Source organism: Enterobacter sp. C4G1 (assembly GCF_052886895.1).
Genome location: NZ_JBQVVV010000001.1, coordinates 665,111 through 690,446, shown reverse-complemented (window position 1 = coordinate 690,446; position 25,336 = coordinate 665,111). Strand labels below are relative to the sequence as shown.

The 25,336-nt window shown below is 54.3% G+C and carries 26 protein-coding genes; 19 read left to right on the top strand and 7 right to left on the bottom strand.

The window, feature by feature from the left end; genetic code table 11:
* Positions 1 to 87 precede the first annotated feature (87 nt).
* A complete protein-coding gene (gene nudE, locus ACT9TW_RS03410; RefSeq protein WP_315687095.1) occupies positions 88 to 648 on the top strand; it encodes an ADP compounds hydrolase NudE in 561 nt (186 codons plus the stop codon).
* Between the two features lie 79 nt (positions 649 to 727).
* Here nudE and mrcA read toward each other — a convergent pair whose 3' ends face one another.
* Positions 728 to 3,280, bottom strand: a complete 2,553-nt coding sequence (gene mrcA / locus ACT9TW_RS03405; protein WP_446491648.1) for a peptidoglycan glycosyltransferase/peptidoglycan DD-transpeptidase MrcA — start codon at positions 3,278 to 3,280, stop codon at positions 728 to 730.
* A 120-nt stretch (positions 3,281 to 3,400) separates the two neighbouring features.
* Between mrcA and pilM the strand changes: the two genes are divergently transcribed.
* The 12 genes from pilM (at position 3,401) to trpS (ending at position 13,377) form a co-directional block, all read left to right on the top strand.
* Entirely contained in the window at positions 3,401 to 4,180 is a 780-nt protein-coding gene (gene pilM, locus ACT9TW_RS03400; protein WP_446491647.1) for a pilus assembly protein PilM, read from the top strand.
* Positions 4,177 to 4,674: a PilN domain-containing protein gene (locus tag ACT9TW_RS03395; RefSeq protein WP_446491646.1), complete on the top strand. Its 498-nt coding sequence runs from the start codon at positions 4,177 to 4,179 to the stop codon at positions 4,672 to 4,674. The genes pilM and ACT9TW_RS03395 overlap by 4 nt, the downstream gene beginning before the upstream one ends.
* A gap of 78 nt (positions 4,675 to 4,752) precedes the next feature.
* A complete protein-coding gene (locus ACT9TW_RS03390; RefSeq protein ID WP_315687089.1) occupies positions 4,753 to 5,139 on the top strand; it encodes a HofO family protein in 387 nt (128 codons plus the stop codon).
* Positions 5,129 to 5,533: a HofP DNA utilization family protein gene (locus ACT9TW_RS03385; RefSeq protein ID WP_182062798.1), complete on the top strand. Its 405-nt coding sequence runs from the start codon at positions 5,129 to 5,131 to the stop codon at positions 5,531 to 5,533. Before ACT9TW_RS03390 ends, ACT9TW_RS03385 begins: the two co-directional genes overlap by 11 nt.
* On the top strand, positions 5,445 to 6,683 hold the full coding sequence (gene hofQ / locus ACT9TW_RS03380) for a DNA uptake porin HofQ (protein WP_182062797.1): 1,239 nt from the start codon (positions 5,445 to 5,447) through the stop codon (positions 6,681 to 6,683). The genes ACT9TW_RS03385 and hofQ overlap by 89 nt, the downstream gene beginning before the upstream one ends.
* A 276-nt stretch (positions 6,684 to 6,959) precedes the next feature.
* Positions 6,960 to 7,481, top strand: a complete 522-nt coding sequence (gene aroK, locus ACT9TW_RS03375; protein WP_010436374.1) for a shikimate kinase AroK — start codon at positions 6,960 to 6,962, stop codon at positions 7,479 to 7,481.
* A 57-nt stretch (positions 7,482 to 7,538) separates the two neighbouring features.
* A complete protein-coding gene (gene aroB / locus ACT9TW_RS03370) occupies positions 7,539 to 8,627 on the top strand; it encodes a 3-dehydroquinate synthase (protein WP_014072102.1) in 1,089 nt (362 codons plus the stop codon).
* Positions 8,628 to 8,719: 92 nt separating this feature from the next.
* Positions 8,720 to 10,027, top strand: coding sequence for a cell division protein DamX (damX, locus tag ACT9TW_RS03365; RefSeq protein WP_446491645.1), 1,308 nt, complete (start codon positions 8,720 to 8,722; stop codon positions 10,025 to 10,027).
* A gap of 67 nt (positions 10,028 to 10,094) precedes the next feature.
* The gene (dam, locus tag ACT9TW_RS03360; protein ID WP_446491644.1) at positions 10,095 to 10,907 is read left to right on the top strand and encodes an adenine-specific DNA-methyltransferase; all 813 of its coding nucleotides are present in this window, start codon (positions 10,095 to 10,097) and stop codon (positions 10,905 to 10,907) included.
* A gap of 41 nt (positions 10,908 to 10,948) precedes the next feature.
* Positions 10,949 to 11,626, top strand: coding sequence for a ribulose-phosphate 3-epimerase (gene rpe, locus ACT9TW_RS03355; protein ID WP_014072099.1), 678 nt, complete (start codon positions 10,949 to 10,951; stop codon positions 11,624 to 11,626).
* A complete protein-coding gene (gene gph, locus ACT9TW_RS03350; protein ID WP_446491643.1) occupies positions 11,619 to 12,380 on the top strand; it encodes a phosphoglycolate phosphatase in 762 nt (253 codons plus the stop codon). The genes rpe and gph overlap by 8 nt, the downstream gene beginning before the upstream one ends.
* On the top strand, positions 12,373 to 13,377 hold the full coding sequence (gene trpS, locus ACT9TW_RS03345) for a tryptophan--tRNA ligase (RefSeq protein WP_182062794.1): 1,005 nt from the start codon (positions 12,373 to 12,375) through the stop codon (positions 13,375 to 13,377). The genes gph and trpS overlap by 8 nt, the downstream gene beginning before the upstream one ends.
* A gap of 144 nt (positions 13,378 to 13,521) precedes the next feature.
* Here trpS and ACT9TW_RS03340 read toward each other — a convergent pair whose 3' ends face one another.
* From ACT9TW_RS03340 to nirB, 5 genes are all read right to left on the bottom strand, one after another.
* The gene (locus tag ACT9TW_RS03340; protein ID WP_182062793.1) at positions 13,522 to 13,692 is read right to left on the bottom strand and encodes a DUF4223 family protein; all 171 of its coding nucleotides are present in this window, start codon (positions 13,690 to 13,692) and stop codon (positions 13,522 to 13,524) included.
* A 142-nt stretch (positions 13,693 to 13,834) separates the two neighbouring features.
* On the bottom strand, positions 13,835 to 15,208 hold the full coding sequence (cysG, locus tag ACT9TW_RS03335; RefSeq protein ID WP_446491642.1) for a siroheme synthase CysG: 1,374 nt from the start codon (positions 15,206 to 15,208) through the stop codon (positions 13,835 to 13,837).
* A gap of 11 nt (positions 15,209 to 15,219) precedes the next feature.
* Positions 15,220 to 16,029, bottom strand: coding sequence for a nitrite transporter NirC (gene nirC / locus ACT9TW_RS03330; RefSeq protein WP_446491641.1), 810 nt, complete (start codon positions 16,027 to 16,029; stop codon positions 15,220 to 15,222).
* A 68-nt stretch (positions 16,030 to 16,097) separates the two neighbouring features.
* On the bottom strand, positions 16,098 to 16,424 hold the full coding sequence (nirD, locus tag ACT9TW_RS03325; protein ID WP_014072093.1) for a nitrite reductase small subunit NirD: 327 nt from the start codon (positions 16,422 to 16,424) through the stop codon (positions 16,098 to 16,100).
* Entirely contained in the window at positions 16,421 to 18,964 is a 2,544-nt protein-coding gene (nirB, locus tag ACT9TW_RS03320) for a nitrite reductase large subunit NirB (protein ID WP_014072092.1), read from the bottom strand. The genes nirD and nirB overlap by 4 nt, the downstream gene beginning before the upstream one ends.
* Positions 18,965 to 19,205: 241 nt before the next feature.
* Here nirB and ACT9TW_RS03315 point away from each other — a divergent pair, with 241 nt between their 5' ends.
* A complete protein-coding gene (locus ACT9TW_RS03315) occupies positions 19,206 to 20,507 on the top strand; it encodes a cytosine deaminase (protein ID WP_446491640.1) in 1,302 nt (433 codons plus the stop codon).
* An 18-nt stretch (positions 20,508 to 20,525) separates the two neighbouring features.
* Here ACT9TW_RS03315 and tsgA read toward each other — a convergent pair whose 3' ends face one another.
* Positions 20,526 to 21,710, bottom strand: a complete 1,185-nt coding sequence (gene tsgA / locus ACT9TW_RS03310) for an MFS transporter TsgA (protein ID WP_182062788.1) — start codon at positions 21,708 to 21,710, stop codon at positions 20,526 to 20,528.
* Positions 21,711 to 21,988: 278 nt separating this feature from the next.
* Here tsgA and ppiA point away from each other — a divergent pair, with 278 nt between their 5' ends.
* The 5 genes from ppiA (at position 21,989) to argD (ending at position 25,327) form a co-directional block, all read left to right on the top strand.
* Positions 21,989 to 22,561, top strand: a complete 573-nt coding sequence (gene ppiA, locus ACT9TW_RS03305; RefSeq protein WP_182062787.1) for a peptidylprolyl isomerase A — start codon at positions 21,989 to 21,991, stop codon at positions 22,559 to 22,561.
* A gap of 105 nt (positions 22,562 to 22,666) precedes the next feature.
* A complete protein-coding gene (locus tag ACT9TW_RS03300; RefSeq protein ID WP_182062786.1) occupies positions 22,667 to 22,834 on the top strand; it encodes a YhfG family protein in 168 nt (55 codons plus the stop codon).
* Entirely contained in the window at positions 22,824 to 23,426 is a 603-nt protein-coding gene (locus ACT9TW_RS03295) for a putative adenosine monophosphate-protein transferase Fic (RefSeq protein ID WP_446491639.1), read from the top strand. Before ACT9TW_RS03300 ends, ACT9TW_RS03295 begins: the two co-directional genes overlap by 11 nt.
* Before the next feature lie 30 nt (positions 23,427 to 23,456).
* Positions 23,457 to 24,020 carry an aminodeoxychorismate synthase component 2 gene (gene pabA / locus ACT9TW_RS03290; protein ID WP_446491638.1) on the top strand — a complete coding sequence of 188 codons (564 nt, stop codon included), beginning with the start codon at positions 23,457 to 23,459 and terminating at the stop codon, positions 24,018 to 24,020.
* 86 nt (positions 24,021 to 24,106) lie between these two features.
* Complete coding sequence (argD, locus tag ACT9TW_RS03285; protein WP_315687071.1) at positions 24,107 to 25,327, top strand: bifunctional acetylornithine/succinyldiaminopimelate transaminase; 1,221 nt, start codon at positions 24,107 to 24,109, stop codon at positions 25,325 to 25,327.
* Positions 25,328 to 25,336 lie beyond the last annotated feature (9 nt).

Here is a 25,336-nt window from a genome sequence, read left to right as displayed (position 1 = left end):
AAATGTAAATAAAGAACGATTGACATTGCCGAAACCGTGCGGCGTATCGCACAATAAACCCAGTTCTCACAGCAAAGACCCATCAAGATGAGCAAACCATTACAAAAACCCACCATTCTGAATGTTGAAACTGTCGCCAAATCGCGCCTGTTTAATGTCGAAAGTGTGGACCTGGAGTTCAGCAACGGTGTGCGTCGCGTTTATGAACGTATGCGCCCCTCTGCGCGCGAAGCGGTGATGATTATCCCCATCATCGACGATCATCTGATTTTAATCCGTGAATATGCAGTGGGGACAGAATCTTACGAACTAGGTTTCTCTAAAGGGCTGATTGACCCCGGTGAAACCGTGTTTGAAGCGGCAAACCGCGAGCTGAAAGAAGAGGTCGGTTTTGGCGCGAAGGAACTGTCGTTCCTGAAAAAGCTCAGCATGGCACCCTCCTATTTCTCCAGCAAAATGAATATCGTGGTGGCAGAAGAACTGTACCCCGAGTCGCTGGAAGGGGACGAACCCGAGCCGCTGCCGCAGGTGCGTTGGCCGCTGGCGCATCTTCTGGATTTACTGGAAGACCCAGATTTTAACGAGGCCCGTAACGTGAGCGCGCTGTTCCTGGTGCGGGAGTGGCTGAAAGGGCAGGGGCGGTTATAGCGCATAAAAAAGCCGGGTGACAGCTTTGTCTTACCCGGCCTGAGTTGTTGTGCCCGGTTTTCACCGGGCATTTTCATTTTTAAAACAGCTCGTGCGTTTCGCCGTTATCAATCATTTCTGTACCCACTTCATGCACCGCCTGCGTGGTTGGCTGCGTGCCTTCGATGAAATACTCTTCACGGCTGTTACCGCCATTGGCGAGCTGCCCGGTGCCCCGGTCGATATTCACCGTCACCACGCCGGGAGGTGGGCTTAGCGGTTGTTCCGGCACACCATCCAGGACGGATTTCATGTAAGCATCCCATGCCGGTTGCGCACTCTTCGCGCCACCTTCATAACCGGAGATTTGATCTTTAATGGCGCCTGATGCCGTCGTACGACCCAAATCACGACGGTGATCGTCAAAGCCGATCCAGACCGATGTCACCACGCCCGGGCCATAACCAGAGAACCAGGCGTCTTTCGAGCTGTTAGTGGTCCCTGTTTTGCCGCCAATGTCGTGACGTTGCAAATCACGTCCGGCACGCCAGCCCGTACCCTGCCAGCCTGGTTCACCAAAGATGTTGGTATTCAGCGCGCTCTTAATCAGGAACGACAGCGGCGTGTTGATCACGTGCGGGGCGTACTCTTGCGCGCCACTTTGCGCGACCAGCGCCTGATTCGCCTGCTCCAGCTGAGGCTGTGGCACGGTGGAATTCTGCTGCTCCTGAGAAATCGCAACGTCTTCCATGTCCTTGTTCTCAAGCACATTGGATTTAGGCGTGTCGCCGTAAATCACCGGAATATCGCACTCGGCGCAAGCAATTTTCGGCCTTGCTTCGAACAGCACGCCGCCCTGATCGTTCTCGATTTTACTGATGTAATACGGATCGACCAGGAACCCACCGTTTGCCATGACAGAATAGCCGCGAGCGACCTGAAGCGGGGTAAAGGAAGCAGAGCCCAACGCCAGCGATTCGGTATGCACGATGTTCTGCGCAGGGAAGCCAAAGCGTTGCAGATATTCCGCTGCATAATCAACGCCCATCGCACGCATCGCACGGACCATCACTACGTTTTTCGACTGCCCCAGACCCTGACGAAGACGAATCGGGCCTGCATATTCCGCCGGGGAGTTCTTCGGCTGCCAGTCAGAACCCGCACCTGCATCCCAGCGAGAAATTGGCACGTCGTTGAGGATACTGGCGAGCGTCAGCCCTTTATCCATCGCTGCGGTATACAGGAATGGCTTGATGTTAGAACCCACCTGACGCAGCGCCTGTGTGGCGCGGTTAAATTTGCTCTGGTTGAAATCGAATCCGCCGACCAGCGCCATCACTGCGCCGTTTTGCGGGTTGATGGACACCAGCGCGGAGTTCACGTCTGGCACCTGCGCCAGCCACCAGGCATCGCCAACCTTGCGAACCCAGATTTGCTCCCCGGTCTGAATGGCATCGGTCACTTTGCGTGGCGTTGCGCCTTGCAGAGTGTCAGAGCGGTATGGGCGCGCCCAGCGAACGCCGTCCATGCGCAGGGAGACCGACGTACCATCTGCCAGCATTACTACGGCTTCCTGCGGATCGGCCTGAGTTACCACGGCAGGCAGTAACGGACCATACGTTGGCAGCGCTTTCAGCGAATGGGTGATTTTTTTGCTGTCCCATGCGCTTTCGCCCACTTTCCACAGCACGTTTGACGGGCCGCGATAGCCGTGACGCATGTCATAGTCCATCACGTTATTGCGCACTGCGTCCTGTGCCGCCTGCTGCACTTTACGGGTGATTGTAGTGTAAACGCGATAGCCATCTTCATAAGCGTTCTCACCGTAGCGGCTCACCATATCCTGACGAACCATTTCCGTGAGATATGGCGCAGAGAACGCAATTTCCGGCGCGTGGTAGTTGGCGTCAATCACGTCGTTACGCGCCTGATCATACTCGCTCTGGCTGATGTAGCCTTCGCTCAGCATACGTGAAAGCACGACGTTACGTCGCGCAGTGGCACGGTCAAGAGAGTAGAGCGGGTTGAACGTAGACGGCGCTTTTGGCAGACCGGCAATCGTGGCCATTTCGCTCAGCGTGAGCTGATCAACCGGTTTACCGAAGTACACCTGTGCGGCAGCACCCACGCCGTAAGCGCGGTAGCCCAGATAGATCTTGTTCAGGTAAAGCTCAAGGATCTCATCTTTGCTCAGCAGCTGCTCAATGCGGATCGCGAGGAACACTTCTTTGATCTTACGCATCAGCGTCTTTTCAGGGCTGAGGAAGAAGTTACGCGCCAGCTGCTGCGTAATGGTACTTGCCCCCTGAGACGCATGGCCTGAGAACAACGCAACGCTTGCAGCACGGAAAATCCCCACCGGATCGACACCGTGGTGCTCGTAAAAACGGCTGTCCTCGGTCGCAATAAAGGCTTTCACCATAACGGGTGGGACTTGTTTTAAGGTCAGCGGGATACGACGCTTTTCGCCGTATTGCGCCATGAGCTCGCCATCGGCGCTATAGACCTGCATAGGGATCTGGAGTCGAACATCGCGAAGCGTGGCGACATCAGGTAGCTGCGGCTCAATGTACTTGTACAAACCATAAATCGAGCCTGCTCCCAGCAGAATGCAACAGACTGCAAGGATCAATAAATACTTTACGAACTTCACCGGAGATTTCCCATTTGGTTTCACTTGGGCAGTTTATAAACAATCGCGCGGTAGTATAAAGGCAAGCCTGATGCATTGATATAGCCGTCAACCTGATGGTCGATAAGGAGATCGTGAAATATGGCTTTCAAAACATGGCATACGGGCGTTCATATTCAACAAGATAAGGTACGGATTGTTGCGCTGACGAAGGAGAAATCAGCCTGGAGTTTGCGCCGTTGGTGGGCTATCCCGCTGGCGGACGATATTATTCGCGATGGGAAAATTATTAATCCAGAACAACTGGTTGCGTCACTACGTGGCTGGCGGAGAATGCTACCGTTTTATCATCGGATCTATCTTGCTTTCCCAGCGGCCCGGACCCTGCAAAAGACACTTCCTCGCCCGGCTATTGCACTGCGTGACAGTGAACAGGCTACCTGGGTGAGCTCTGCGCTGGCGCGCGAACTTGAAATGCCGCCTGATTCGTTATGCTTTGATTATGCGCAAGATACCTTCAGCAGCACTTTCCATGTGACTGCGGCGCAAAACAAAGAGGTCGCAACCCTTCTGTCACTGGCGACAACCCTGCGCCTGCGAGTGGCAACCGTAACGCCTGATGCCGGGGCGCTGGTCAGCCTGCTTCCTTCGGCCGCACCCGCTCAGTGTGTTGCCTGGCGCGATGAACATCAGTGGCTGTGGGCTATGCGCCACCAGTGGGGACGCCGTTTATGCCACGAGGCAGCAAATGTGACTGAACTGGCCGCATTGCTGGCGCTTTCCCCCGACGATATTGCCCTGTTTGATGCCCAGGCTCGTGACCCGTGGGACGCCGTATCACGTTGCCAGCCTCCACTGCCTGAATGTGGGGCTGAATTTACAGTGGCGCTGGCGCTGGCCATGAACGAGATGCCCGTATGAGCAGGGTGAATCTGCTGCCCTGGAGGCAACAACGGCAGACGCGATGCATTCGGCTCTGGGGCTTGCTGTTGGTGGGCTGGTTGCTGATGGTGTTGACCGTCACGTTCTGGCTGCGGGCGCATCACTTTATCGGCATCCGCGCGCTACAGCAGGACATAGCAGGTCTGTCGGCTGTGCAGCACGCGCTCGAAGCGCGGCAGAAGCTGGTCTTACAGATTCCGCAGGCGGCTGTGCAACCTTCCGCGAATCAGCCGTGGCAACCAGTGCTGCTGTCACTGGCACAGGAGATCCCGTCTCAGGCATGGCTAACGCAGCTACGTTATCAGCCGCCTTCTCTGACGCTGACAGGCTATGCCGCATCGCTTTCGGCGCTCACCGCGATGGCTGACGCGCTCACAAGGGTGAAGGGGATGAGTCCGGGGGCCGCTGGCGAGTTACAACAGGATAACCAGGGGCGGTGGATGTTCACTTTCAGGCTGGTAAGTCAGGGATAGCCCGTGCACAACTTTTATGAACGCTGGTGTGCGTACCCTTTGCGGATACGGGTGCTCCTGGGGTGTTCAGGGGTCGCAATGTTAACGCTTGTCGCCTGGGGAGCGGTGGTGAAGCCGCTACATTCCCAGCAGGTGGCACTGAATGTTCAGCTTGCCGATACCCTGCGAACCCGCGCAACCCTCTGGACAATGGCCATGCGCTATTCACCTGCGGCAGAACAGGGTAACGCGCAAATACGGCAGGGCTTTTCACCCCTGGATTTTCAACATGGTGGCACGAAGCTCGTCCACTGGAAGCCCTCGCGGAATGGAGGCGAGTTGACGCTCGATGCTGACTGGGCGCAGATCCCTGACGTGTTTACCCGGCTGGCGCAGCGGGATGTCAATGTGGAGGCTTTCGACATGAGTCCACAGGGGGCACAGCTTCGTCTGAGCATCCAACTGGAGCGACTTCATGCAGAGTAACGTGCGTTTTCTGCTCCTGTGTTCCTTGCTGTTGTTAACCGGGATGCGCGATCCCTTTCATCCACCAGAAGACCGCTGTGCGGTGGGGCAGTTAGCGCTGTGGCGATATCAGGGGATCGTCAGCGGTATCAGCAGCATTGGTATTTTGCAGGATGGGCAAAAACGCTGGCATCGCGTCAGGGAAGATGATCGTTTGTCGGTGGGATGGCGGGTGATCGCTATGGATGAAAAGGAACTGGTCATTGCCCTGGGCGATGCGTGCGAGCCAAAGCAATGGCAGTGGCAACGAGAAGGAACGGGAAAAAATGAAAATCAGGATAATGCTCTTGCTGATGATACTCAGCCATCCGGTGTGGGCGGGCACCCCAAAGCCGGTCACTCTGGTCGTCGATGATGTTCCTGTGGTGCAGGTGCTACAGGCACTGGCCGCACAGGAGGATCGTAATCTTGTGGTGTCACCCGATGTGAGCGGTACGTTGTCGCTGAATCTGACGCGTATTCCCTGGCGGCAAGCGCTTAACACCGTTGTCGCCAGTGCCGGACTTGTCTTACGGGAAGAACGTGGGATTTTTTACGTTCACACCGCAGCCTGGCAACGTGAACAACAGACTCTTAAAGAGCAGGAACAGATCAAGCGGCAGCTTGATGCCCCGCTGCTATCGCGCAGTATTTCACTTTCATATGCGGATGCCGGGGAGTTGCAAAAGGCGGCTGAAAAACTTCTCAGCCCAAAGGGCAGTTTGTCGGTGGATAAACGCACCAACCGCCTGCTGGCGCGTGACAACCAGGCCGTGCTGGATTCGCTACAGCTCTGGGCTGAACAGATGGATATGCCCGTCGAACAGGTAGAGTTGGCTGCACACATTGTGACAATCACAGAAAAAAGTCTGCGTGAGTTAGGGGTGAAATGGAATCTTGCTGAATCCACGGGGGCTGGAAGCGTCGGGCAAGCGACCACGTTGAGTGCCGATCTTTCCGTGTCCCAGGCAACAACGCATGTGGGTTTTAACATTGGGCGGATCAACGGCAGGTTGCTGGACCTTGAGCTGTCGGCGCTGGAGCAAAAGCAACAGGTCGAGATTATCGCCAGCCCACGATTGCTTGCATCGCATATGCAGCCGGCCAGCATTAAGCAGGGCAGTGAAATACCTTATCAGGTGTCCAGCGGAGAAAGCGGAGCCACTTCCGTAGAGTTCAAAGAGGCCGTATTAGGCATGGAGGTGACCCCCGTCGTGTTACCCGGCGGGCGGGTGCGGTTGAAATTGCACATCAGTGAAAACATGCCGGGGCAGGTGTTGCAGCAGGAAAATGGCGAAACACTCGCTATCGATAAGCAGGAGATTGAAACTCAGGTTGAGGTCAAAAGTGGGGAAACGCTGACGCTGGGCGGTATTTTCTCGCAAAAGAATAAAACAGGGAGTGATAGTGTGCCCGGTCTTGGAAGAATCCCCTGGTTTGGGCAGTTTTTTCGCCATGATGGTAAGGACAATGAACGACGTGAGTTAGTGGTGTTTATTACGCCACGCCTGGTAGGTATCCACTAATGGGAAACGATCCCCGCAATGATTTTGCATTCAGTTTGTTGCAGATGTTTGACGTGGGGCATGAATTAGCATACAAGGAGTACCGATTTGAGTTGGACTTGTCTTATGGGTCTGGTGCGGTGATTTAATCAGTTGCCAAACAAGCCGTAGTATTGAGATAATTTTTAGTCTGACTCTCGCTCTATTGCATATGAGGTTTCAGTTCATGTCCTGCTACGCGAGGTGTCTGCGAAGCGGGGATTACCATTAACGAATAGTCTTAGTAGTACCGAAAAAATGGCAGAGAAACGCAATATCTTTCTGGTTGGGCCTATGGGTGCCGGCAAAAGCACTATTGGGCGTCAGTTAGCTCAACAACTCAATATGGAATTTTACGATTCTGATCAAGAGATTGAGAAACGAACCGGAGCTGATGTGGGCTGGGTCTTCGACGTAGAAGGCGAAGAAGGTTTCCGTGACCGAGAAGAAAAAGTGATCAACGAACTCACGGAAAAACAGGGCATCGTTCTGGCGACAGGCGGCGGTTCTGTGAAATCTCGCGAAACCCGCAACCGTCTCTCCGCCCGTGGCGTTGTGGTCTATCTTGAGACGACCATTGAAAAACAGCTGGCACGTACGCAGCGTGATAAAAAGCGCCCGTTGCTGCAAGTTGAAACGCCGCCACGCGAAGTTCTGGAAGCCCTGGCCGGTGAACGCAATCCTCTGTACGAAGAGATTGCTGATGTGACCATTCGTACTGACGATCAGAGCGCTAAAGTGGTTGCAAACCAGATTATTCATATGCTGGAAAGCAACTGATTCTGGCTTTATATACACTCGCCTGCGGGTAAAAGCATTTAAGGTGGATGTCGCGTCATGGAGAGGATTACAGTTACTCTCGGGGAACGTAGTTACCCTATCACCATCGCGGCTGGTTTGTTTAACGACCCAGCTTCCTTCTTACCACTGAAAGCGGGTGATCAGGCAATGCTGGTCACCAATGAGACTCTGGCTCCGCTTTATCTCGACCGTGTACGCCATCTGCTTGAACAAGCGGGCGTGAAGGTCGACAGTGTGATTCTGCCCGATGGCGAGCAGTATAAGAGCCTGACGGTACTGGATACCGTCTTTACCGCATTACTGCAAAAACCCCATGGTCGCGATACGACACTGCTTGCTCTTGGCGGCGGTGTTGTTGGCGATCTGACGGGTTTTGCCGCCGCAAGTTACCAACGCGGCGTACGCTTTATTCAGATCCCAACCACATTGTTGTCACAGGTCGACTCTTCTGTTGGCGGCAAAACGGCAGTCAACCATCCACTCGGTAAAAACATGATCGGCGCGTTCTATCAGCCGGCATCGGTCGTGGTGGATCTCGATTGCCTGTCGACGTTGCCAAAACGTGAGCTGGCCTCTGGTCTTGCTGAAGTGATCAAATACGGCATCATTCTTGACGGCGAGTTTTTCACCTGGCTTGAAGAGAATATGGATGCCCTGCTGCGTCTGGATGGGGCTGCTCTGGCCTACTGCATCCGTCGTTGTTGTGAGCTGAAAGCGGAAGTTGTAGCCGCAGACGAGCGTGAAACCGGCTTACGTGCTTTACTGAATCTGGGGCATACGTTTGGTCACGCTATTGAAGCCGAAATGGGTTATGGCAACTGGCTTCACGGCGAAGCGGTTGCAGCCGGTATGGTGATGGCTGCCCGCACCTCTGAACGTCTCGGTCAGTTCAAACCGGAAGAGACTCAGCGCATTATTACGCTGCTTGAGCGCGCTGGCTTGCCGGTGACTGGGCCGCAGGAAATGTCTGCACAAGCGTATTTACCCCACATGATGCGCGATAAAAAAGTATTGGCAGGTGAGATGCGTCTGGTACTCCCACTTGCAATAGGGAAGAGTGAAGTGCGCGGCGGAGTGCCGCATGATGTTGTTCTTGGCGCTATCGCTGATTGTCAGCAAGCGTAACAATTAGAAAGGTCAGGCCACTGTCAAACGTGGTCGTTTAGCTTCAGGTGAAATGCAAAGTCGTTGGCATAAGCCTTTGAGTGGGGTGTTAAATGGATGAATTCAAACCAGAAGACGAGCTGAAACCCGATCCCAGCGATCGTCGTACTGGTCGTTCTCGTCAATCTTCAGAACGTGATAACGAGCCGCAGATCAACTTTGACGAGGTTGATCTGGATGCAGACGATCGTCGCCCTTCACGCAGCCGTAACGCGCGTGATGAGCGAGAAGAAGAGGATTATGAGCCTGAAGAAGATTCAATGGACGAAGAGCCGGTAGAGCGTCGCCCGCGTAAACGTAAAAAAGCTGCGGCAAGCAAACCGGCTTCCCGCCAGTACATCATGATGGGCCTGGGCGTCCTGGTTCTGTTGCTGCTGATTGTTGGCATCGGTTCCGCGCTAAAAGCACCATCAACTGACTCAAATTCACAGACCGCTTCGACTGAGAAGAGCATCAACCTGTCTGATAATGATGCGTCCAATCAGGCGAATGGCGCGCAACCAGCGCCGGGCGCAACCGCTACAGAGCAGACCGCCGCAAACACAACGACCCCGCAGGATGTTTCTCTGCCGCCAGTCTCTTCTAACCCGACTCAGGGTCAGGCACCTGCTACGCCAGAAGGCCAGCAGCGTGTAGAAGTTCAGGGCGATCTGAACAACGCACTGACACAGCCTCAGAATCAGGAACAGGTAAACAACGTAGTGGCGAACTCTACGCTGCCAACTGAACCTGCAACTGTGGCTCCGATTCGTGGTGGTAACGCACAGCCGCAAACCGCCGCAACGGAAACTAAGCCGCGTCAGACGCAAACGGCAACGCATCAGGAACGTAAGCAGGTTGTCATTGAGCCGAAGCGTGAAGTTAAACCGCAGGCCGTTGTAAAAGCGCCAGAATCAAAAGTTGAAACGCAGCCAAAACGTACTGAAACAGCCGCAGTTAGCGAGCCTGTAAAAGCACCAGTAGCGGCAACACCGAAAGCAACGGCGACTACAACCGCGCCAGCGGCGACTCCGGCACCAGCGGCGAGTGCAGCTGCAACAGCGACGGCGTCCAGTGCAGCGACAGGCAAAACCGCAGGTAACGTTGGTTCCCTGAAGTCAGCACCGTCCAACAACTACACGCTGCAACTGAGCAGTTCGTCTAGCTATGACAACCTCAACGGTTGGGCGAAGAAGTCGAATCTGAAAAACTACGTGGTTTATCAGACGACCCGCAACGGGCAACCGTGGTACGTGCTGGTGAGCGGTGTTTATTCGTCTAAAGACGAAGCAAAACGCGCGGTAGCCTCATTGCCAGCTGATGTTCAGGCGAAAAACCCGTGGGCGAAGCCGATTCATCAGGTCCAGGCCGATCTTAAGTAATGTATAAAGCGCAGGATGCTGTCGGAGCTTTCTCCACAGCCGGAGAAGGTGTAATCAGTTAGTCAGCATGAAAAAAAATCGCGCTTTTCTGAAATGGGCAGGGGGGAAATACCCCCTGCTCGACGATATTAAAAAACACCTGCCGAAAGGCGAGTGCCTTATCGAGCCCTTCGTGGGTGCCGGATCGGTATTCCTGAATACCGATTTTTCTCGTTATATTCTGGCGGATATTAACAGCGACCTCATTAGCCTCTATACCATCGTTAAAATGCGTACCGATGAGTACGTGGATGAGGCGTGTAAGCTGTTTACCCCTGAGCACAACAATCCAGATATGTACTATCAACTGCGCGCAGAGTTTAATCAAAGCCAGGATCCGTTCCGCCGCGCGTTGTTGTTCCTGTATCTCAACCGTCATGGCTACAATGGCCTGTGTCGGTATAACCTGCGCGGTGAATTTAACGTGCCGTTTGGCCGCTATAAGCGCCCTTATTTCCCGCAGGCTGAGCTGTACCACTTTGCTGAAAAAGCGCAGAACGCGGAGTTTTATTGCCTCTCGTATGAAGAGTGCATGGAGCAGGCTGACGCGAATTCGGTGGTCTATTGTGACCCGCCTTACGCGCCACTTTCTGCGACGGCGAACTTCACTGCTTATCACACCAACAGCTTCAGCCCGGCTGAGCAAGTGCGTCTGGCGGAGATGGCAGAAAAGCTGGTCAGTAAAAGAATTCCAGTGTTAATTTCGAATCACGATACGCCGGATACACGCGAATGGTACAAAGCCGCGAAGCAATTCCAGGTTAAGGTACGACGCAGTATTAGCAGCAACGGCGGTACACGTAAAAAGGTGGACGAACTGCTGGCTCTTTATCGACCCTGAGCCGTTTTGCCTGCCGGTAAACACATTTCAAGGAGATGCGGATGAAACAGTTTTTGATTGCCCCCTCAATTCTGTCGGCCGATTTTGCCCGCCTGGGTGAGGACACCGCCAAAGCGCTTGCTGCGGGTGCGGATGTCGTCCATTTCGACGTTATGGATAACCACTATGTTCCCAATCTGACCATCGGCCCGATGGTCCTGAAAGCGCTGCGCAATTATGGCATTACCGCGCCGATTGACGTGCATCTGATGGTTAAACCGGTCGATCGCCTTGTTCCCGATTTTGCCGCTGCGGGTGCCAGCATCATCACTTTCCACCCTGAAGCTTCCGAGCACGTCGACCGTACGTTGCAGCTGATCAAAGAGAACGGCTGTAAAGCAGGCCTGGTCTTTAACCCGGCGACACCACTGACTTATCTCGATTACGTTATGGATAAGCTGGACGTGATCTTACTGATGTCCGTCAACCCGGGCTTTGGTGGTCAGTCGTTCATTCCTCATACGCTGGATAAACTGCGTGAAGTACGCCGCCGTATTGATGAGTCAGGCTATGACATTCGTCTGGAAGTGGATGGTGGTGTTAAGGTGAATAACATTGGTGAGATTGCGGCTGCGGGTGCAGATATGTTCGTCGCGGGCTCAGCTATCTTCGACCAACCGGATTACAAGAAAGTCATTGATGAAATGCGCCGTGAACTGGCAAAGGTAAGTCATGGATAAATTGCAGGCAACCCGGGGTGTAGCATTTGACCTCGACGGCACGCTGGTAGACAGCGCGCCGGGCTTAAGTAGCGCTGTCGATCAGGCGCTGTACGCGCTTGAATTGCCCGTTGCGGGTGAAGAGCGTGTGGTGACGTGGATTGGTAACGGCGCCGATGTGCTGATGGAACGTGCCCTGACCTGGGCGCGCCAGGAGCGTGCCGTACTGCGTACTGCACAGGGGAAACCCGGTGTTGATCATGCGGATATTCCGCAGGAAGAGCAGCAGCGCATTCTGCGTAAACTGTTCGACCGCTTCTATGAAGAAACGGTCGAGGAAGGGAGCTTCCTGTTCCCGGATGTGGCTGAAACGCTGAGCACCCTCCACGCGCAGGGCATTCCGCTGGGCCTGGTGACAAACAAACCCACGCCATTCGTTGCACCGCTGCTGGAAGCGCTGGATATCGCGAAATATTTTTCCGTGATTGTGGGTGGCGATGATGTGCAGAACAAAAAGCCACATCCTGAACCGCTATTACTGGTGGCAGGAAAATTATCCTTAACGCCTGAGCAGCTGCTCTTTGTCGGTGATTCACGCAATGATATTCTGGCTGCCAGAGCGGCAGGCTGTCCTTGCGTGGGATTAACCTATGGCTACAACTACGGTGAAGCCATCACGCTAAGTGAGCCGGACGTAGTGTTCGATCACTTCAAAGATATATTGCCCGCACTCGGGCTCTCGCACAGTGAAAATCAGGAATTGAAAAATGACTAAGCCCATCGTTTTTAGTGGCGCACAGCCGTCAGGTGAATTGACCATTGGTAACTACATGGGTGCGCTGCGTCAGTGGGTCAACATGCAAGATGACTACCATTGCATCTATTGCATCGTGGATCTTCATGCCATTACCGCGCGTCAGGATCCTGAGAAGCTGCGTAAAGCCACCCTCGATACGCTGGCACTCTATCTGGCATGTGGTATTGATCCAGAGAAAAGCACCATCTTCGTTCAGTCTCACGTGCCAGAGCACGCGCAGCTGGGCTGGGCGCTGAACTGCTACACCTATTTCGGTGAGCTGAGCCGTATGACCCAGTTCAAGGACAAATCCGCTCGCTATTCTGAAAACATCAACGCAGGTCTGTTTGATTACCCGGTACTGATGGCGGCAGACATTCTGCTGTACCAGACCAACCAGGTTCCCGTTGGTGAAGACCAGAAGCAGCACCTGGAGTTGAGCCGCGATATCGCCCAGCGTTTCAACGCCATTTATGGTGATGTTTTCAAAGTGCCTGAGCCGTTTATTCCGAAATCCGGTGCGCGCGTGATGTCGCTTCTGGAGCCAACCAAGAAGATGTCCAAGTCTGACGATAACCGCAACAACGTTATCGGCCTGCTGGAAGACCCGAAATCGGTGGTTAAAAAGCTTAAACGTGCAGTGACCGACTCCGAAGAGCCGCCTGTAGTACGTTACGACGTGCAGAACAAGGCGGGTGTTTCTAACTTGCTGGATATTCTCTCTGGCGTGACGGGTCGTACGATCCCTGAGCTGGAGCAGCACTTCGAAGGTAAGATGTATGGCCACCTGAAAGGCGAAGTTGCGGACGCAGTATCCGGGATGCTGACCGAGTTGCAGGAGCGTTATAACCGCTATCGCAACGACGAAGCTTTCCTGCAAAAAGTGATGAAAGATGGCGCGGAAAAAGCCAGCGCGCGCGCGTCCGAAACCCTGAAAGCGGTATACGAAGCGATTGGGTTTGTCGCGAAACCTTGAGTCTGCTTGCCGGGTGGCGCTGACGCTTACGCGGCCTACGAGATCGTGTAGGTCGGGTAAGGCGGAGCCGCCACCCGACTAAAAACCACACTCTCCAAAACTAAAAACCGGGAAATCCCGGTTTTTTTTATGCCTGAAAAACGCTTACTGCTGTGCCGCCGGACCGCAACCACCGATGATCTTCGAAATGGAGATCGCCGGGTGCAGCAGGTAATCATAGCTACAGTTATTTTTGGTGTTTTCAACGTGACCCGTACAGGCTGTAAGAGTCGATAACACGGCGACCAGAGCGGCTGCCTTTGCCAGTTTGAACATACGCATTCCTTGTCTAAAAACGAATTTTTGATGTAACACGAGGGAATAAATGGAAAAGTTCCACTTCGGGGCGGTATGTTAGCGGCGGCGACAAGAAGCGAGTAGTCCGGTTAAGGACTACCCGAAGAAGGGATGTTATGCGTTAGTGGTTAGAGAACCAGTTCAGTTTTTCGCGCAGTTCAACCACGCGACCTACCACAATCAGCGCCGGGCTTTCTACCTGCTGCGCCAGTTCACCTAACTGCGTTAATACGCCGTTCACCACGCGCTGAGTAATCGATGTACCATTCTCTACCAGGGCAACAGGCATATCTTCTTGCATTCCGTGCTCCAGCAGTTTCGCCTGAATGGTTGCGGCCTGGTTCAGCCCCATATAAAACACCAGCGTCTGTTTTTCGGCGGCCAGGTTGTACCAGTCCAGTTCACTGCCGGTTTTCAGGTGGCCCGTCACCAGACGCACGCTTTGCGCGTAGTCGCGATGGGTTAACGGAATGCCGGAGTAGGCTGAACAACCGGAAGCTGCGGTGATCCCAGGCACGACAGAGAACGGAATGCCCGCATTGCACAGGGTTTCCAGCTCCTCGCCGCCGCGGCCAAAGATAAACGGATCGCCGCCTTTCAGGCGCACCACGCGTTTGCCTTTTTGCGCTTCACGCAGCAGGATCTGGTTAATCTCTTCCTGGGGAACGCAGTGGTAACCCGCGCGTTTACCCACGAAGACGCGGTCAGCATCGCGGCGCACCAGGTTCATAATGTCATCGGAGACCAGACGGTCATAAACCACGATGTCGGCCTGCTGGATCTGCTGCAAACCCTTAAGCGTCAACAACCCGGCATCGCCTGGCCCTGCGCCCACCAGCACTACTTCACCGCGATTATCCAGCGGTTCGCTGAGCAACTTCCCGGTTATCTCTTCAACCGCTTTCAGATCCTGATTCGCCAGCGATTGCGCCAGCCTGTCATTCACAAAGAATTTTTCCCAGAAACGACGGCGCTCGCCGACGGTGGCGAAGGTTTTCTTCACCTGTGAGCGCAACTGGCCTGCATATTGCGCCACCTGACCGAGATGCTGAGGCAGGATCGATTCCAGCTTTTCCCGCAGCAGGCGAGCCAGAACCGGAGACGTCCCGCCGGACGATACCGCCACCATCAGCGGCGAACGATCGATAATCGACGGCATGATAAAGCTGGCTTCTTTCGGCGCATCCACCACGTTACAGAAGATACGACGTGTTTCGCAGGCATCGCTTACGCGCTGGTTAACGTCGTCGTTGTCGGTCGCGGCAATGGTCAGCCAGCAGGTATCGAGCAGGGATTCGTTGAACTCCCCCTGCACCAGTGTGAGCATCCCTTCCCGCGCCCAGGCGTCAAACTGCGGGGCGAAGGAGAGGGCGTTGACGGTCAGTCGGGCACCTGCATCTAACAGCAAGCGCGCTTTACGTTCAGCCACATCGCCACCACCTACAAGCAGGCAGTCGCGATTGCGTAATTGACAGAAAATAGGCAGGTGATCCACGACATTACCTCTTAAGAATGGGCTTTCGCCTGAGCCGTTGCGATGTTTGCCGGAGTCGGACGCTCCGCTTTCGGGGTAGCATACCAGTAACCTAAGCCCATAAACACTGCACCTGAAAGGGTATTACCCAGCGTTACCCACAACAGGTTATGGCCGATACCCGAAAGGGTGAAGGCTTCGTTATGATGGCCGAACCAGGAGAGGGCGAATAAAGTCATGTTGGCAACTGAGTGCTCATAGCCGGAAGCGATAAACGCCAGCAGACACCACCAGATAGCGATGAACTTCGCCGTGCCTTCGGTACGAATTGCCATCCAGATTGCCAGGCAAACCAGCCAGTTACACAGTGCACCTTTGAAGAACAGCACCATCGCCGGTTGTGTAGTTTTCGCCAGTGCTACGGTGTGCACGATGCTGGTATCCACCGGCAGCAGGCTACCGCCACCCCAGCTGTACAGCAGCGCCACGAACACCGAGCCCAGCAGATTACCCACCCAGGTTTGCGGCAGAATGGCCCACATCTGACCGTGGCTGATGGTGCCCGCTTTTACACCAAGCGTCAGGAACATGGTGTGGCCGGTGAAGAGTTCAGAGCCGGCGATAATCACCAGCGTCAGGGCGATACCGAAGGTTGCGCCCATCACCAGCGGACGTACTGACGGGTCGAGCAGATTGCCGAGAGTGAAAATTAAAATAATCCCCAGACCCACATAGGCACCTGCCATAGCGGAACTGACCCAGAAACCGAGTGGATTATTCTGGCTGAGCCGTGCGATGCGCGCAGCATTAGCCGCACACTTATTAATAGTGTCTGTAAACATGGTTTGATTATCCTGAAAAATAAAAGAAAAAATTTAAAAAGGGAGGCATTGCGCCTCCCCTGAAATATTTAACCGCGTAACTGCACTTTTCCGTCCTTCACCCGGGCGTCGTAATGCTTCACAGAGTGGCCCTCATCTTCCATGCAGTGCCCGTCGCTTAAGCGGAAACGCTGCTTTTTCAGCGGGCTTGCGACCCACAGTTCGCCCTGATGCTCCGCAATCAACCCACGGGACAGCACGCTGGCCTCAAAGAACGGGTCGATATTGCTGATGGCAAAAACCTGTTCGTCGTGGCGCGGTCGAAAAATCGCGACCTGCTCTTTACCCAGCAGCGCGCAGACGCCGGTGGCAGGCAGGATGTCGTTAATGTTGCAGATGTTTACCCACTGGCTCATGCGTTTTCCTCCACCAGAGTCACCGGAATACGTTCATAAGGTGTCGCCGGACGATGCTGTTCGCGCTCTGCCACAACCTGTACGTTCGGGTCGCGCTGGGTGCTGTTGATAAAGTGTTTGAAGCGCGTCTGCGCCGCCGGGGTATTCACGGTTTCAGTCCACTCGCAAATCACCGCGTCGCGCAGGCGAGCCATTTCGGCTTCAAGCTGCTCGTTCAGGCCCAGCTTGTCATCGATGATGACTGACTTCAGGTAGTCGATGCCGCCTTCCAGGTTGTCCAGCCAGGATGCGGTACGGGTCAGTTTGTCGGCGGTACGGATGTAGAACATCATGAAGCGGTCGAGATACTGAATCAGCGTATCGTGGTCGAGATCCGCCGCCAGCAGATCGGCGTGACGTGGTTTCATCCCGCCGTTACCGCACACGTACAGGTTCCAGCCTTTTTCGGTGGCGATAATGCCCACGTCTTTACCCTGTGCTTCGGCACATTCACGGGTACAGCCGGAGACGCCAAACTTCATTTTGTGCGGTGTACGAATGCCTTTGTAGCGGTTTTCCAGCTCAACGCCAAAGCCCACGCTGTCGCCCACGCCATAGCGGCACCAGGTGCTGCCCACGCAGGTTTTTGCCATACGCAGCGCTTTGGCATACGCGTGGCCGGTTTCAAAGCCCGCTTCAATCAGCTGACGCCAGATTTCTGGCAGGTCATCTTTCTGCGCACCAAACAGGCCGATACGCTGGGAACCGGTAATTTTGGTATACAGGTTAAATTCACGCGCGATACGGCCGACCGCCACCAGACCTTCTGGAGTGATTTCGCCACCGGCAGAGCGTGGGATAACAGAATAGGTCCCGTCTTTCTGGATGTTTGCCAGGAAGTTGTCGTTGGTGTCCTGAAGCGGCGTATGTTCTGGTTTGAGTACGTACTCATTCCAGCAGGAGGCCAGCAGAGAACCGACGGTAGGTTTACACACTTCGCAGCCATAACCCTGGCCGTGTTTCTCCAGCAGTTCGTCGAATGACTTGATGCCTTCCACGCGGATCAGGTGGTACAGCTCCTGGCGAGAATAAGAGAAGTGTTCGCACAGGTTGTTGTTCACTTCGATGCCCTGTTTCGCCAGTTCGGCGTTCAGCACCTGAGTCACCAGTGGAATACAGCCCCCGCAGCCGGTACCGGCTTTGGTTTCGGCTTTCAGCGCTGCAACGGTGTGGCAGCCTTTGTTGATAGCGGAAATCAACATGCCTTTCGTGACGTCGAAGCAGGAGCAAATCTGCGCGCTGTCAGGCAGTTTATCGACGCCGATCGATGGTTTACCGCTCGAGGCGTGAGCAGGCAGGATCAGGGCGTCCGGGTTTTCTGGCAGTTCGATGGCATTCAGAACCAGTTGCAGCAGGTTGCCGTAGTCGCTGGTGTCGCCCACCAGAACCGCGCCGAGCAGGGTTTTGTTGTCCTGGCTCACGATCAGGCGTTTATAGACTTCTTTGCTTTCGTCGAGATAAACATAACTGCGGGAATTCGGGGTGCGGCCGTGGGCATCGCCGATACCGCCAACGTCCACGCCCAGCAGTTTCAGCTTGGCGCTCATGTCTGCACCTTCGAAGGCGTTTTCGCTGCCAAGAATGTGGTCAACGGCAACCTGGGCCATTTTATAACCAGGCGCAACCAGCCCGTACACGCGGTTATTCCAGCTGGCACATTCGCCGATAGCGTAGATATCCGGGTCAGAGGTCTGGCAGGCGTCGTTAATCATGATCCCGCCGCGCTGCGCCACGGCCAGGCCGCACTGGTTAGCCAGTTTGTCGCGTGGGCGAATACCGGTGGAGAAGACGATAAAGTCCACTTCCAGCTCGCTGCCGTCAGCAAAGCGCATGGTTTTGCGTGCTTCACTGCCTTCCTGGACGATCTCTTTGGTGTTCTTGCTGGTGTGAACTTTCACGCCCATGCTTTCGATTTTACGGCGCAGCTGGTCACCACCCATGTGGTCAAGCTGCTCTGCCATCAGCATTGGGGCAAATTCGATAACGTGGGTTTCAACGCCGAGGTTTTTCAGTGCACCTGCGGCTTCAAGGCCCAGCAGGCCGCCGCCAACTACTGCACCGCGTTTGCTGCGACGTGCACAGTTTTCAATGGCTTTGAGGTCTTCAATGGTACGGTAAACGAAGCAATCCTGGGTTTCCGAGCCTTTGATTGGCGGGATCCACGGATATGAGCCAGTCGCCATGATCAGCTTGTCGTAAAAAACCGTACGTCCGGCGCTGGAGTGGATTACTTTTTCCTGACGGTTGATGGTGATAGCGCGTTCGCCCACCAGCACTTTTACGCCATGCTTCTCGTAGAATCCTTCACGCACCAGAGAAAGTTCTTCGGCGGTGTGGTGGGAGAAGTAGGAAGAAAGGTGCACACGGTCGTACGCCTTGCGGGGTTCTTCACAGAACACTGTAATATCGAACTGGGCAGCGTCAGCTTTATCGAGAAGATCCTCAATAAAGCGGTGGCCGACCATGCCGTTACCGATGATAGCGAGTCTGACTTTGCTCATTTTTGCCTCGATTTCTTTTCTATTACTGCCTACCTTAACGATTCAGCTACGGCGCTTATTGATGCAAATCAAATACGCCTTCAACTACTCCTTAAGTGGTATATAGTTGATTTGTCAGGATTTTTATAAGTTATGGAAATCGTTCGCTTTTCGTCTGAGACGATTTTGTGTACAAAATAGGTGGCTAATTTTAATAAACGCGTACTCCTGAATTTCAGTCGCGTTTTCCGGGGGGATAGGTATGTCTACAGCACCACTTTGGCTGGTCCAGAATGTTCGGTTACCAGATCGTGAAGGGTTATGGCAGGTCGCCATTGAGAACGGGCGATTTGGCGAGATCACCCCGATGGGGGAGGCCAGCAGTGAAAGCTACGAGATCTTAAACGGCCGTGGAGGGCTCGCTATCCCGCCGTTTATTGAGCCGCATATTCACCTGGATACCACTCAGACGGCAGGTGAGCCGAACTGGAACCAGTCCGGCACGTTGTTTGAAGGTATCGAACGCTGGGCGGAGCGCAAGGCGCTTCTCAGCCACGAAGATGTGAAAGCGCGGGCCTGGAAAACGCTGAAATGGCAAATCGCCAACGGTATTCAGTTTGTCCGCACGCATGTGGATGTGTCCGACCCAACGCTCACGGCGCTGAAAGCCATGCTGGAAGTCAAACAGGAGGTCGCTCCGTGGATAACGCTGCAAATCGTGGCCTTCCCGCAGGAGGGGATCCTGTCTTACCCGAACGGCGCGGCACTGCTGGAAGAAGCCTTAAAGCTGGGCGCCGATGTGGTGGGCGCGATCCCGCACTTCGAATTCACCCGCGAATACGGCGTACAGTCGCTACATATTGCCTTCGAACTGGCGAAGAAATATGACCGTCTGCTGGATATCCACTGCGATGAAATCGATGACGAGCAGTCACGGTTTGTCGAGACGGTTGCAACTCTGGCGTATGAGGCCGGTATTGGCGCACGCGTAACCGCCAGCCACACTACAGCCATGCACTCCTATAACGGCGCATATACCTCGCGGCTGTTCCGCCTGTTGAAGATGTCGGGGATTAACTTCGTCGCCAACCCGCTGGTGAATATCCATCTTCAGGGTCGCTTTGACGATTACCCGAAACGCCGGGGGATCACGCGCGTGAAGGAGCTTCAGGAGGCGGGCATCAACGTCTGCTTTGGCCATGATGATGTCTTTGACCCGTGGTACCCGCTCGGCACCGGTAATATGTTGCAGGTGCTGCATATGGGGCTGCATGTGTGTCAGATGATGGGGTATCCGCAGATTGACAGCGGGCTGAACCTGATTACCCACAACAGCGCCCGAACCTTTGGTTTGAGCGATTACGGCATTGCAAAGGGGAACCCGGCAAACCTGATCATTCTGCCAGCAGAGAGCGGATTTGAAGCGGTACGCTGCCAGGTGCCGGTACGCTGGTCGATTCGTCAGGGGCGGATTATTGCCACCACGCAACTGGCGCAGACGTGGATCCAAATGGACAACGGTGGGGAAGAGGTGAGTTTTGCCAGAAACAGCCCCTCTGCATAACGCAAAGGGGCGAGGCGATTAGTGAGAAGCCGCCGCCACATTATGCTGGCGGTGGCGGGTCACGAAGCCCAGGATAAAGCACATGATGAACACCACGGCATACAGAACGTTAGCCGTATGCAGTGCAGCCAGTGGGCCGCTGTGAGCCACAATCGGACCTGTTACCACAAAGGTCAGCATGGTGCCGATGGTGCCGCAGGTCAGAACGAAGTTCACCAGTTTTGGCGACGCCACTTTAGTTTGCAGTGAGCCCAGGGTGATGATTGAGGTGTAAATCGCGCTGGAGAAGAAGCCCAGGGTCAGAATGAACCACGGTAAATGTTCCGGTGAACCGTTGATGAACAGATACATCAGGACGGTCGCCATACCTGCCAGTACGGTCAGAATGCGTTGCAGGTCGAAGAAGCGCAGGATGAAGCTAAACGCCCACATGCCAAACATGTAAGACATCCAGAAATCGCTCACCAGTTTACCCGCGTCGTTCAGGCTCATGCCCAGTCCTTTGGCGTATTCCGGCACCCAGGAGATAAAGCCCAGCTGGCCCAGGATGTAGCACAGTGCGGCGATGGAGAGGAACAGCACGCCGATCCCCCATTTCTCTTTCGCGACCGGCTCTGCCACGGTTTGCGCTTTTTTACCCAGCGCCGGGAATTCACAGCCGAAGGTCAGAATAAAGATGGCCACGTAGACCAGTCCAATACAGGCATAAACCCAGTACCACTCAATGCTGCGCGCCAGCAGAACGGCGGCCACCATTGGGAAGATCATGCCTGCCATGCTGAAGAAGGAGTCGGTAAACAGCAGGCGTGCGCCGCGCTGACGGCCTTCATACATGTGAGTAATCAGGAACGTACCGATAGACATCGTAATACCGCTCACCAGGCCAAGTACAAACATGGCCGCAGAGAACAGGGCGATGCTGTGGCTCAGCATCAGGCCCGCTACGGCGGCGACCATCAGCACAAAACCAAAACGCAGCTGCGTTTTTAGCGGGACGATTTCCATCAGCCAGGCATTCAGGAAGATAGAGATCAAAATACCTGCGTTCAGGAAGGTGAAGGTGTTACTCATACTGGAAACGGGCAGCTGAAAGTAGTCTGCGATGTTCCCCATCACCATCCCGGTGACGATCACCAACGCGCCGGTCAGGGCGTAGGAGAAGAAGCTGATCCATGTGAGCTTGATGCGATTGCTGTTAGTCATGTCTGGCCTGTTCAAAGTAAAGTAAAACGCATTGACTGCGTTTGAGCGGGCAGATTTTAGTCGCGAAAGTGATCTATTTAAATCTTTTAGGAAACTTTTGATCCAGGTTGCAGGCTTTAGTGTGATCGCGATCACGTTAATTGGCGCTATAACCAATCGTTTGCGCAGTAACAACTGTTTCAATTTCGTAAAATTAGGTAAAAGGCTGGCCTCCGTTCATACTGCTCTTTAGAATCAAGCCACTCGCTCTCTTTACTGCGCTTTGTTAAGGAATTCTCATGCTCAAATCAACGCTGGCGGCTGTTGTAGCTGTGTTTGCTCTTTCTGCCGTTACCCCTGCTGCACTGGCAGCAAAAGGTGACCCTCACGTTCTGCTGACAACCTCTGCCGGAAATATTGAGCTGGAACTGAATAGCCAGAAAGCACCTGTTTCTGTGAAAAACTTCCTCGACTACGTGAACAGCGGTTTCTATAACAACACCACTTTTCACCGCGTGATCCCGGGCTTTATGGTGCAGGGCGGCGGTTTTACAGAGCAGATGCAGCAAAAGCAGCCTAACCCGCCAATCAAAAACGAAGCGGACAATGGCCTGCTGAATACCCGTGGCACCATCTCTATGGCCCGTACTGCAGATAAAGACAGCGCAACCAGCCAGTTCTTCCTCAACGTTGCGGATAACGCCTTCCTCGACCACGGTCAGCGTGATTTCGGGTATGCGGTATTTGGTAAAATTGTGAAAGGGATGGATGTGGCGGACAAAATTTCTCAGGTGCCAACCCACGATGTCGGCCCATATCAGAATGTGCCGTCCAAACCGGTTGTGATCCTTTCTGCAAAAGTTCTGCCGTAATCTTCCTTGCGCGGGCATTCTTTGCCCGCGTTGCTGACCCTCCCTGCGAAAGCGCGTTTTGCTGCTTATACTTGTGGCAAGCGGACACATTCAGGGAGGCGTTAAGTGAAAAAACTCACCGACAAGCAAAAATCCCGACTTTGGGAGCAGCAGCGAAATGCGAATTTCCAGGCCAGCCGCCGCCTGGAGGGTGTCGACAGCCCACTCGTCACGCTTAATGCCCTGGATGCACAGCGCCGCCTTGAAGAACTGAGGAGGCACTATGAGCGATAAATACGGCGACGACCGCGATCCCTACCTCTATCCTGGTCTGAATGTGATGCGCAATCTGCTGAACATCCATCAGGCAGACCGGCTTGCCCATGCTTCTTATGAACTCACCGCTCTGCGTGCGGCCACGCTCGGTTTAGGGCCGCCCGCGCGCGGGTTACCGCATCTGTGTGCTATCCACCGTCAGCTGTATCAGGACATTTTCGACTGGGCTGGTGATATTCGCGAAGTGGATATTTATCAGGGCGATACCCGTTTTTGTCATTTCGCCTACATCGAAAAAGAGGGCAACAGCCTGATGCAGGATCTCGAAGAAGAGGGCTATCTGGTCGGGCTTGAGAAAAGCGAGTTTGTTGCCCGTCTGAGCCACTACTACTGCGAAATTAACGTGCTGCATCCGTTTCGCATCGGTAACGGCATTGTCCAGCGGATCTTCTTTGAGCAGCTCGCGCTCCACGCAGGCTATCAGTTGAGTTGGCAGAATATCGACTCGCAGGCCTGGGCGGCAACAAACCAGAGTGGTGCGATGGGCGATTTAAGCGCGTTGACTGCCATCTTTAGTAAAGTGGTGAGCGAAGCGCGCGAAACTGAGTAGAATAGGGCGCCTTTTTGCTGTGGAGCCGCCATGATCCTGCTGATAGATAACTACGATTCCTTTACCTGGAATCTGTACCAGTATTTCTGCGAACTGGGCGCGGAGGTGGTTGTCCGCCGCAATGACGACATCACCCTTGCCGATATTGAGACGCTTGCTCCGCAGAAAATCGTTATCTCACCGGGGCCGTGTACGCCGTCGGAATCCGGTATCTCTCTGGACGTTATAAAACAGTTTGCCGGTAAGCTGCCGATTCTGGGTGTCTGTCTTGGCCATCAGGCTATTGCTCAGGTGTTTGGCGCAACCATTGTGCGTGCGGCGAAAGTGATGCATGGCAAAACCTCCCCCGTTACCCACAATGGCACAGGCGTGTTCAGCGGATTAAATAATCCGTTAACCGTTACGCGCTATCACTCCCTGGTGATTGATCCCCCTACGCTGCCAGCGTGCTTTGACGTCACCGCCTGGAGCGACACCAACGAAATTATGGGCATTCGTCATAAGAAATGGGATCTCGAAGGGGTGCAGTTCCATCCTGAAAGCATCCTGAGCGAGCAGGGACATCAGCTGCTGGCGAATTTCCTCAATCGCTGAATTTTTATTGCCTTATTGTGATTTTTTATGCATATTTTGTGATTATATTTTCACAATCAATGTGACATAAAATGGATGGGCATGACATGGCAACTGAACAATCAGCAATTACCCGCGCGACATTCGATGAAGTGATCCTGCCGATTTATGCACCGGCTGAGTTTATCCCGGTTAAAGGGAAGGGCAGCCGCGTCTGGGATCAGCAGGGTAAAGAGTACGTTGATTTCGCGGGGGGGATTGCGGTGACGGCGCTGGGTCATTGTCATCCTGCTCTGGTAGACGCGTTAAAAACCCAGGGCGAAACCCTGTGGCACACCAGTAACGTCTTTACCAACGAACCCGCGCTGCGCCTGGGACGTAAAATCATCGACGCGACCTTTGCTGAACGTGTGCTGTTCATGAACTCCGGTACTGAAGCCAACGAAACGGCCTTTAAGCTGGCACGCTACTATGCTTCAACCCGTCATAGCCCGTATAAAACCAAAATCATTGCCTTCCATAACGCCTTCCACGGCCGTTCGCTGTTTACCGTGTCCGTTGGCGGGCAGCCAAAGTATTCCGATGGCTTTGGCCCGAAACCGGCCGATATCATCCACGTGCCGTTTAACGACCTTCATGCGGTAAAAGCGGTGATGGACGACCATACCTGCGCGGTAGTGGTCGAGCCGATTCAGGGCGAAGGCGGCGTAATGGCGGCAACGCCTGAGTTCCTGCAAGGCCTGCGTGAACTGTGCGATGCGCACCAGGCGCTGCTGGTGTTTGATGAAGTGCAGAGCGGCATGGGGCGTACCGGCGATCTCTTTGCCTATATGCACTACGGCGTGACGCCAGATATCCTGACCAGCGCCAAAGCGCTCGGCGGCGGTTTCCCGGTAAGTGCGGTGCTCACCACGCAGGATATTGCTTCCGCGTTCCACGTGGGCTCTCACGGTTCGACCTACGGTGGCAACCCGCTGGCCTGCGCCATTGCTGGTGCGGCGTTCGATATCATCAACACGGCAGAGGTGCTGAACGGCGTTAATGCGAAGCGCGAGCTGTTCGTGAAACACCTTCAGCAGATTGATGAGCAGTACAACGTGTTCAGCGAGATCCGTGGTATGGGGCTGTTAATTGGCGCTGAGCTGAAGCCACAGTACAAAGGTCGCGCACGCGATTTCCTGCACGCCGCAGCTCATGAAGGGGTGATGGTGCTGAATGCCGGGCCGGACGTGATGCGTTTCGCGCCGTCGCTGGTGATTGAAGACAAAGACATAGAAGACGGCTTAAACCGTTTTGCTGCCGCGGTGGCGAAGATCGTACGCGGATAAACTGGCCGG

Bases quoted from the DNA above. Each gene is read 5' to 3' on its own strand.
- nudE (WP_315687095.1), top strand. From the start codon at position 88: ATGAGCAAACCATTACAAAAACCCACCATTCTGAATGTTGAAACTGTC.
- pilM (WP_446491647.1), top strand. From the start codon at position 3,401: ATGGCTTTCAAAACATGGCATACGGGCGTTCATATTCAACAAGATAAG.
- ACT9TW_RS03395 (WP_446491646.1), top strand. From the start codon at position 4,177: ATGAGCAGGGTGAATCTGCTGCCCTGGAGGCAACAACGGCAGACGCGA.
- ACT9TW_RS03390 (WP_315687089.1), top strand. From the start codon at position 4,753: ATGTTAACGCTTGTCGCCTGGGGAGCGGTGGTGAAGCCGCTACATTCC.
- ACT9TW_RS03385 (WP_182062798.1), top strand. From the start codon at position 5,129: ATGCAGAGTAACGTGCGTTTTCTGCTCCTGTGTTCCTTGCTGTTGTTA.
- hofQ (WP_182062797.1), top strand. From the start codon at position 5,445: ATGAAAATCAGGATAATGCTCTTGCTGATGATACTCAGCCATCCGGTG.
- aroK (WP_010436374.1), top strand. From the start codon at position 6,960: ATGGCAGAGAAACGCAATATCTTTCTGGTTGGGCCTATGGGTGCCGGC.
- aroB (WP_014072102.1), top strand. From the start codon at position 7,539: ATGGAGAGGATTACAGTTACTCTCGGGGAACGTAGTTACCCTATCACC.
- damX (WP_446491645.1), top strand. From the start codon at position 8,720: ATGGATGAATTCAAACCAGAAGACGAGCTGAAACCCGATCCCAGCGAT.
- dam (WP_446491644.1), top strand. From the start codon at position 10,095: ATGAAAAAAAATCGCGCTTTTCTGAAATGGGCAGGGGGGAAATACCCC.
- rpe (WP_014072099.1), top strand. From the start codon at position 10,949: ATGAAACAGTTTTTGATTGCCCCCTCAATTCTGTCGGCCGATTTTGCC.
- gph (WP_446491643.1), top strand. From the start codon at position 11,619: ATGGATAAATTGCAGGCAACCCGGGGTGTAGCATTTGACCTCGACGGC.
- trpS (WP_182062794.1), top strand. From the start codon at position 12,373: ATGACTAAGCCCATCGTTTTTAGTGGCGCACAGCCGTCAGGTGAATTG.
- ACT9TW_RS03340 (WP_182062793.1), bottom strand. From the start codon at position 13,692: ATGTTCAAACTGGCAAAGGCAGCCGCTCTGGTCGCCGTGTTATCGACT.
- nirC (WP_446491641.1), bottom strand. From the start codon at position 16,029: ATGTTTACAGACACTATTAATAAGTGTGCGGCTAATGCTGCGCGCATC.
- nirD (WP_014072093.1), bottom strand. From the start codon at position 16,424: ATGAGCCAGTGGGTAAACATCTGCAACATTAACGACATCCTGCCTGCC.
- nirB (WP_014072092.1), bottom strand. From the start codon at position 18,964: ATGAGCAAAGTCAGACTCGCTATCATCGGTAACGGCATGGTCGGCCAC.
- ACT9TW_RS03315 (WP_446491640.1), top strand. From the start codon at position 19,206: ATGTCTACAGCACCACTTTGGCTGGTCCAGAATGTTCGGTTACCAGAT.
- tsgA (WP_182062788.1), bottom strand. From the start codon at position 21,710: ATGACTAACAGCAATCGCATCAAGCTCACATGGATCAGCTTCTTCTCC.
- ppiA (WP_182062787.1), top strand. From the start codon at position 21,989: ATGCTCAAATCAACGCTGGCGGCTGTTGTAGCTGTGTTTGCTCTTTCT.
- ACT9TW_RS03295 (WP_446491639.1), top strand. From the start codon at position 22,824: ATGAGCGATAAATACGGCGACGACCGCGATCCCTACCTCTATCCTGGT.
- pabA (WP_446491638.1), top strand. From the start codon at position 23,457: ATGATCCTGCTGATAGATAACTACGATTCCTTTACCTGGAATCTGTAC.
- argD (WP_315687071.1), top strand. From the start codon at position 24,107: ATGGCAACTGAACAATCAGCAATTACCCGCGCGACATTCGATGAAGTG.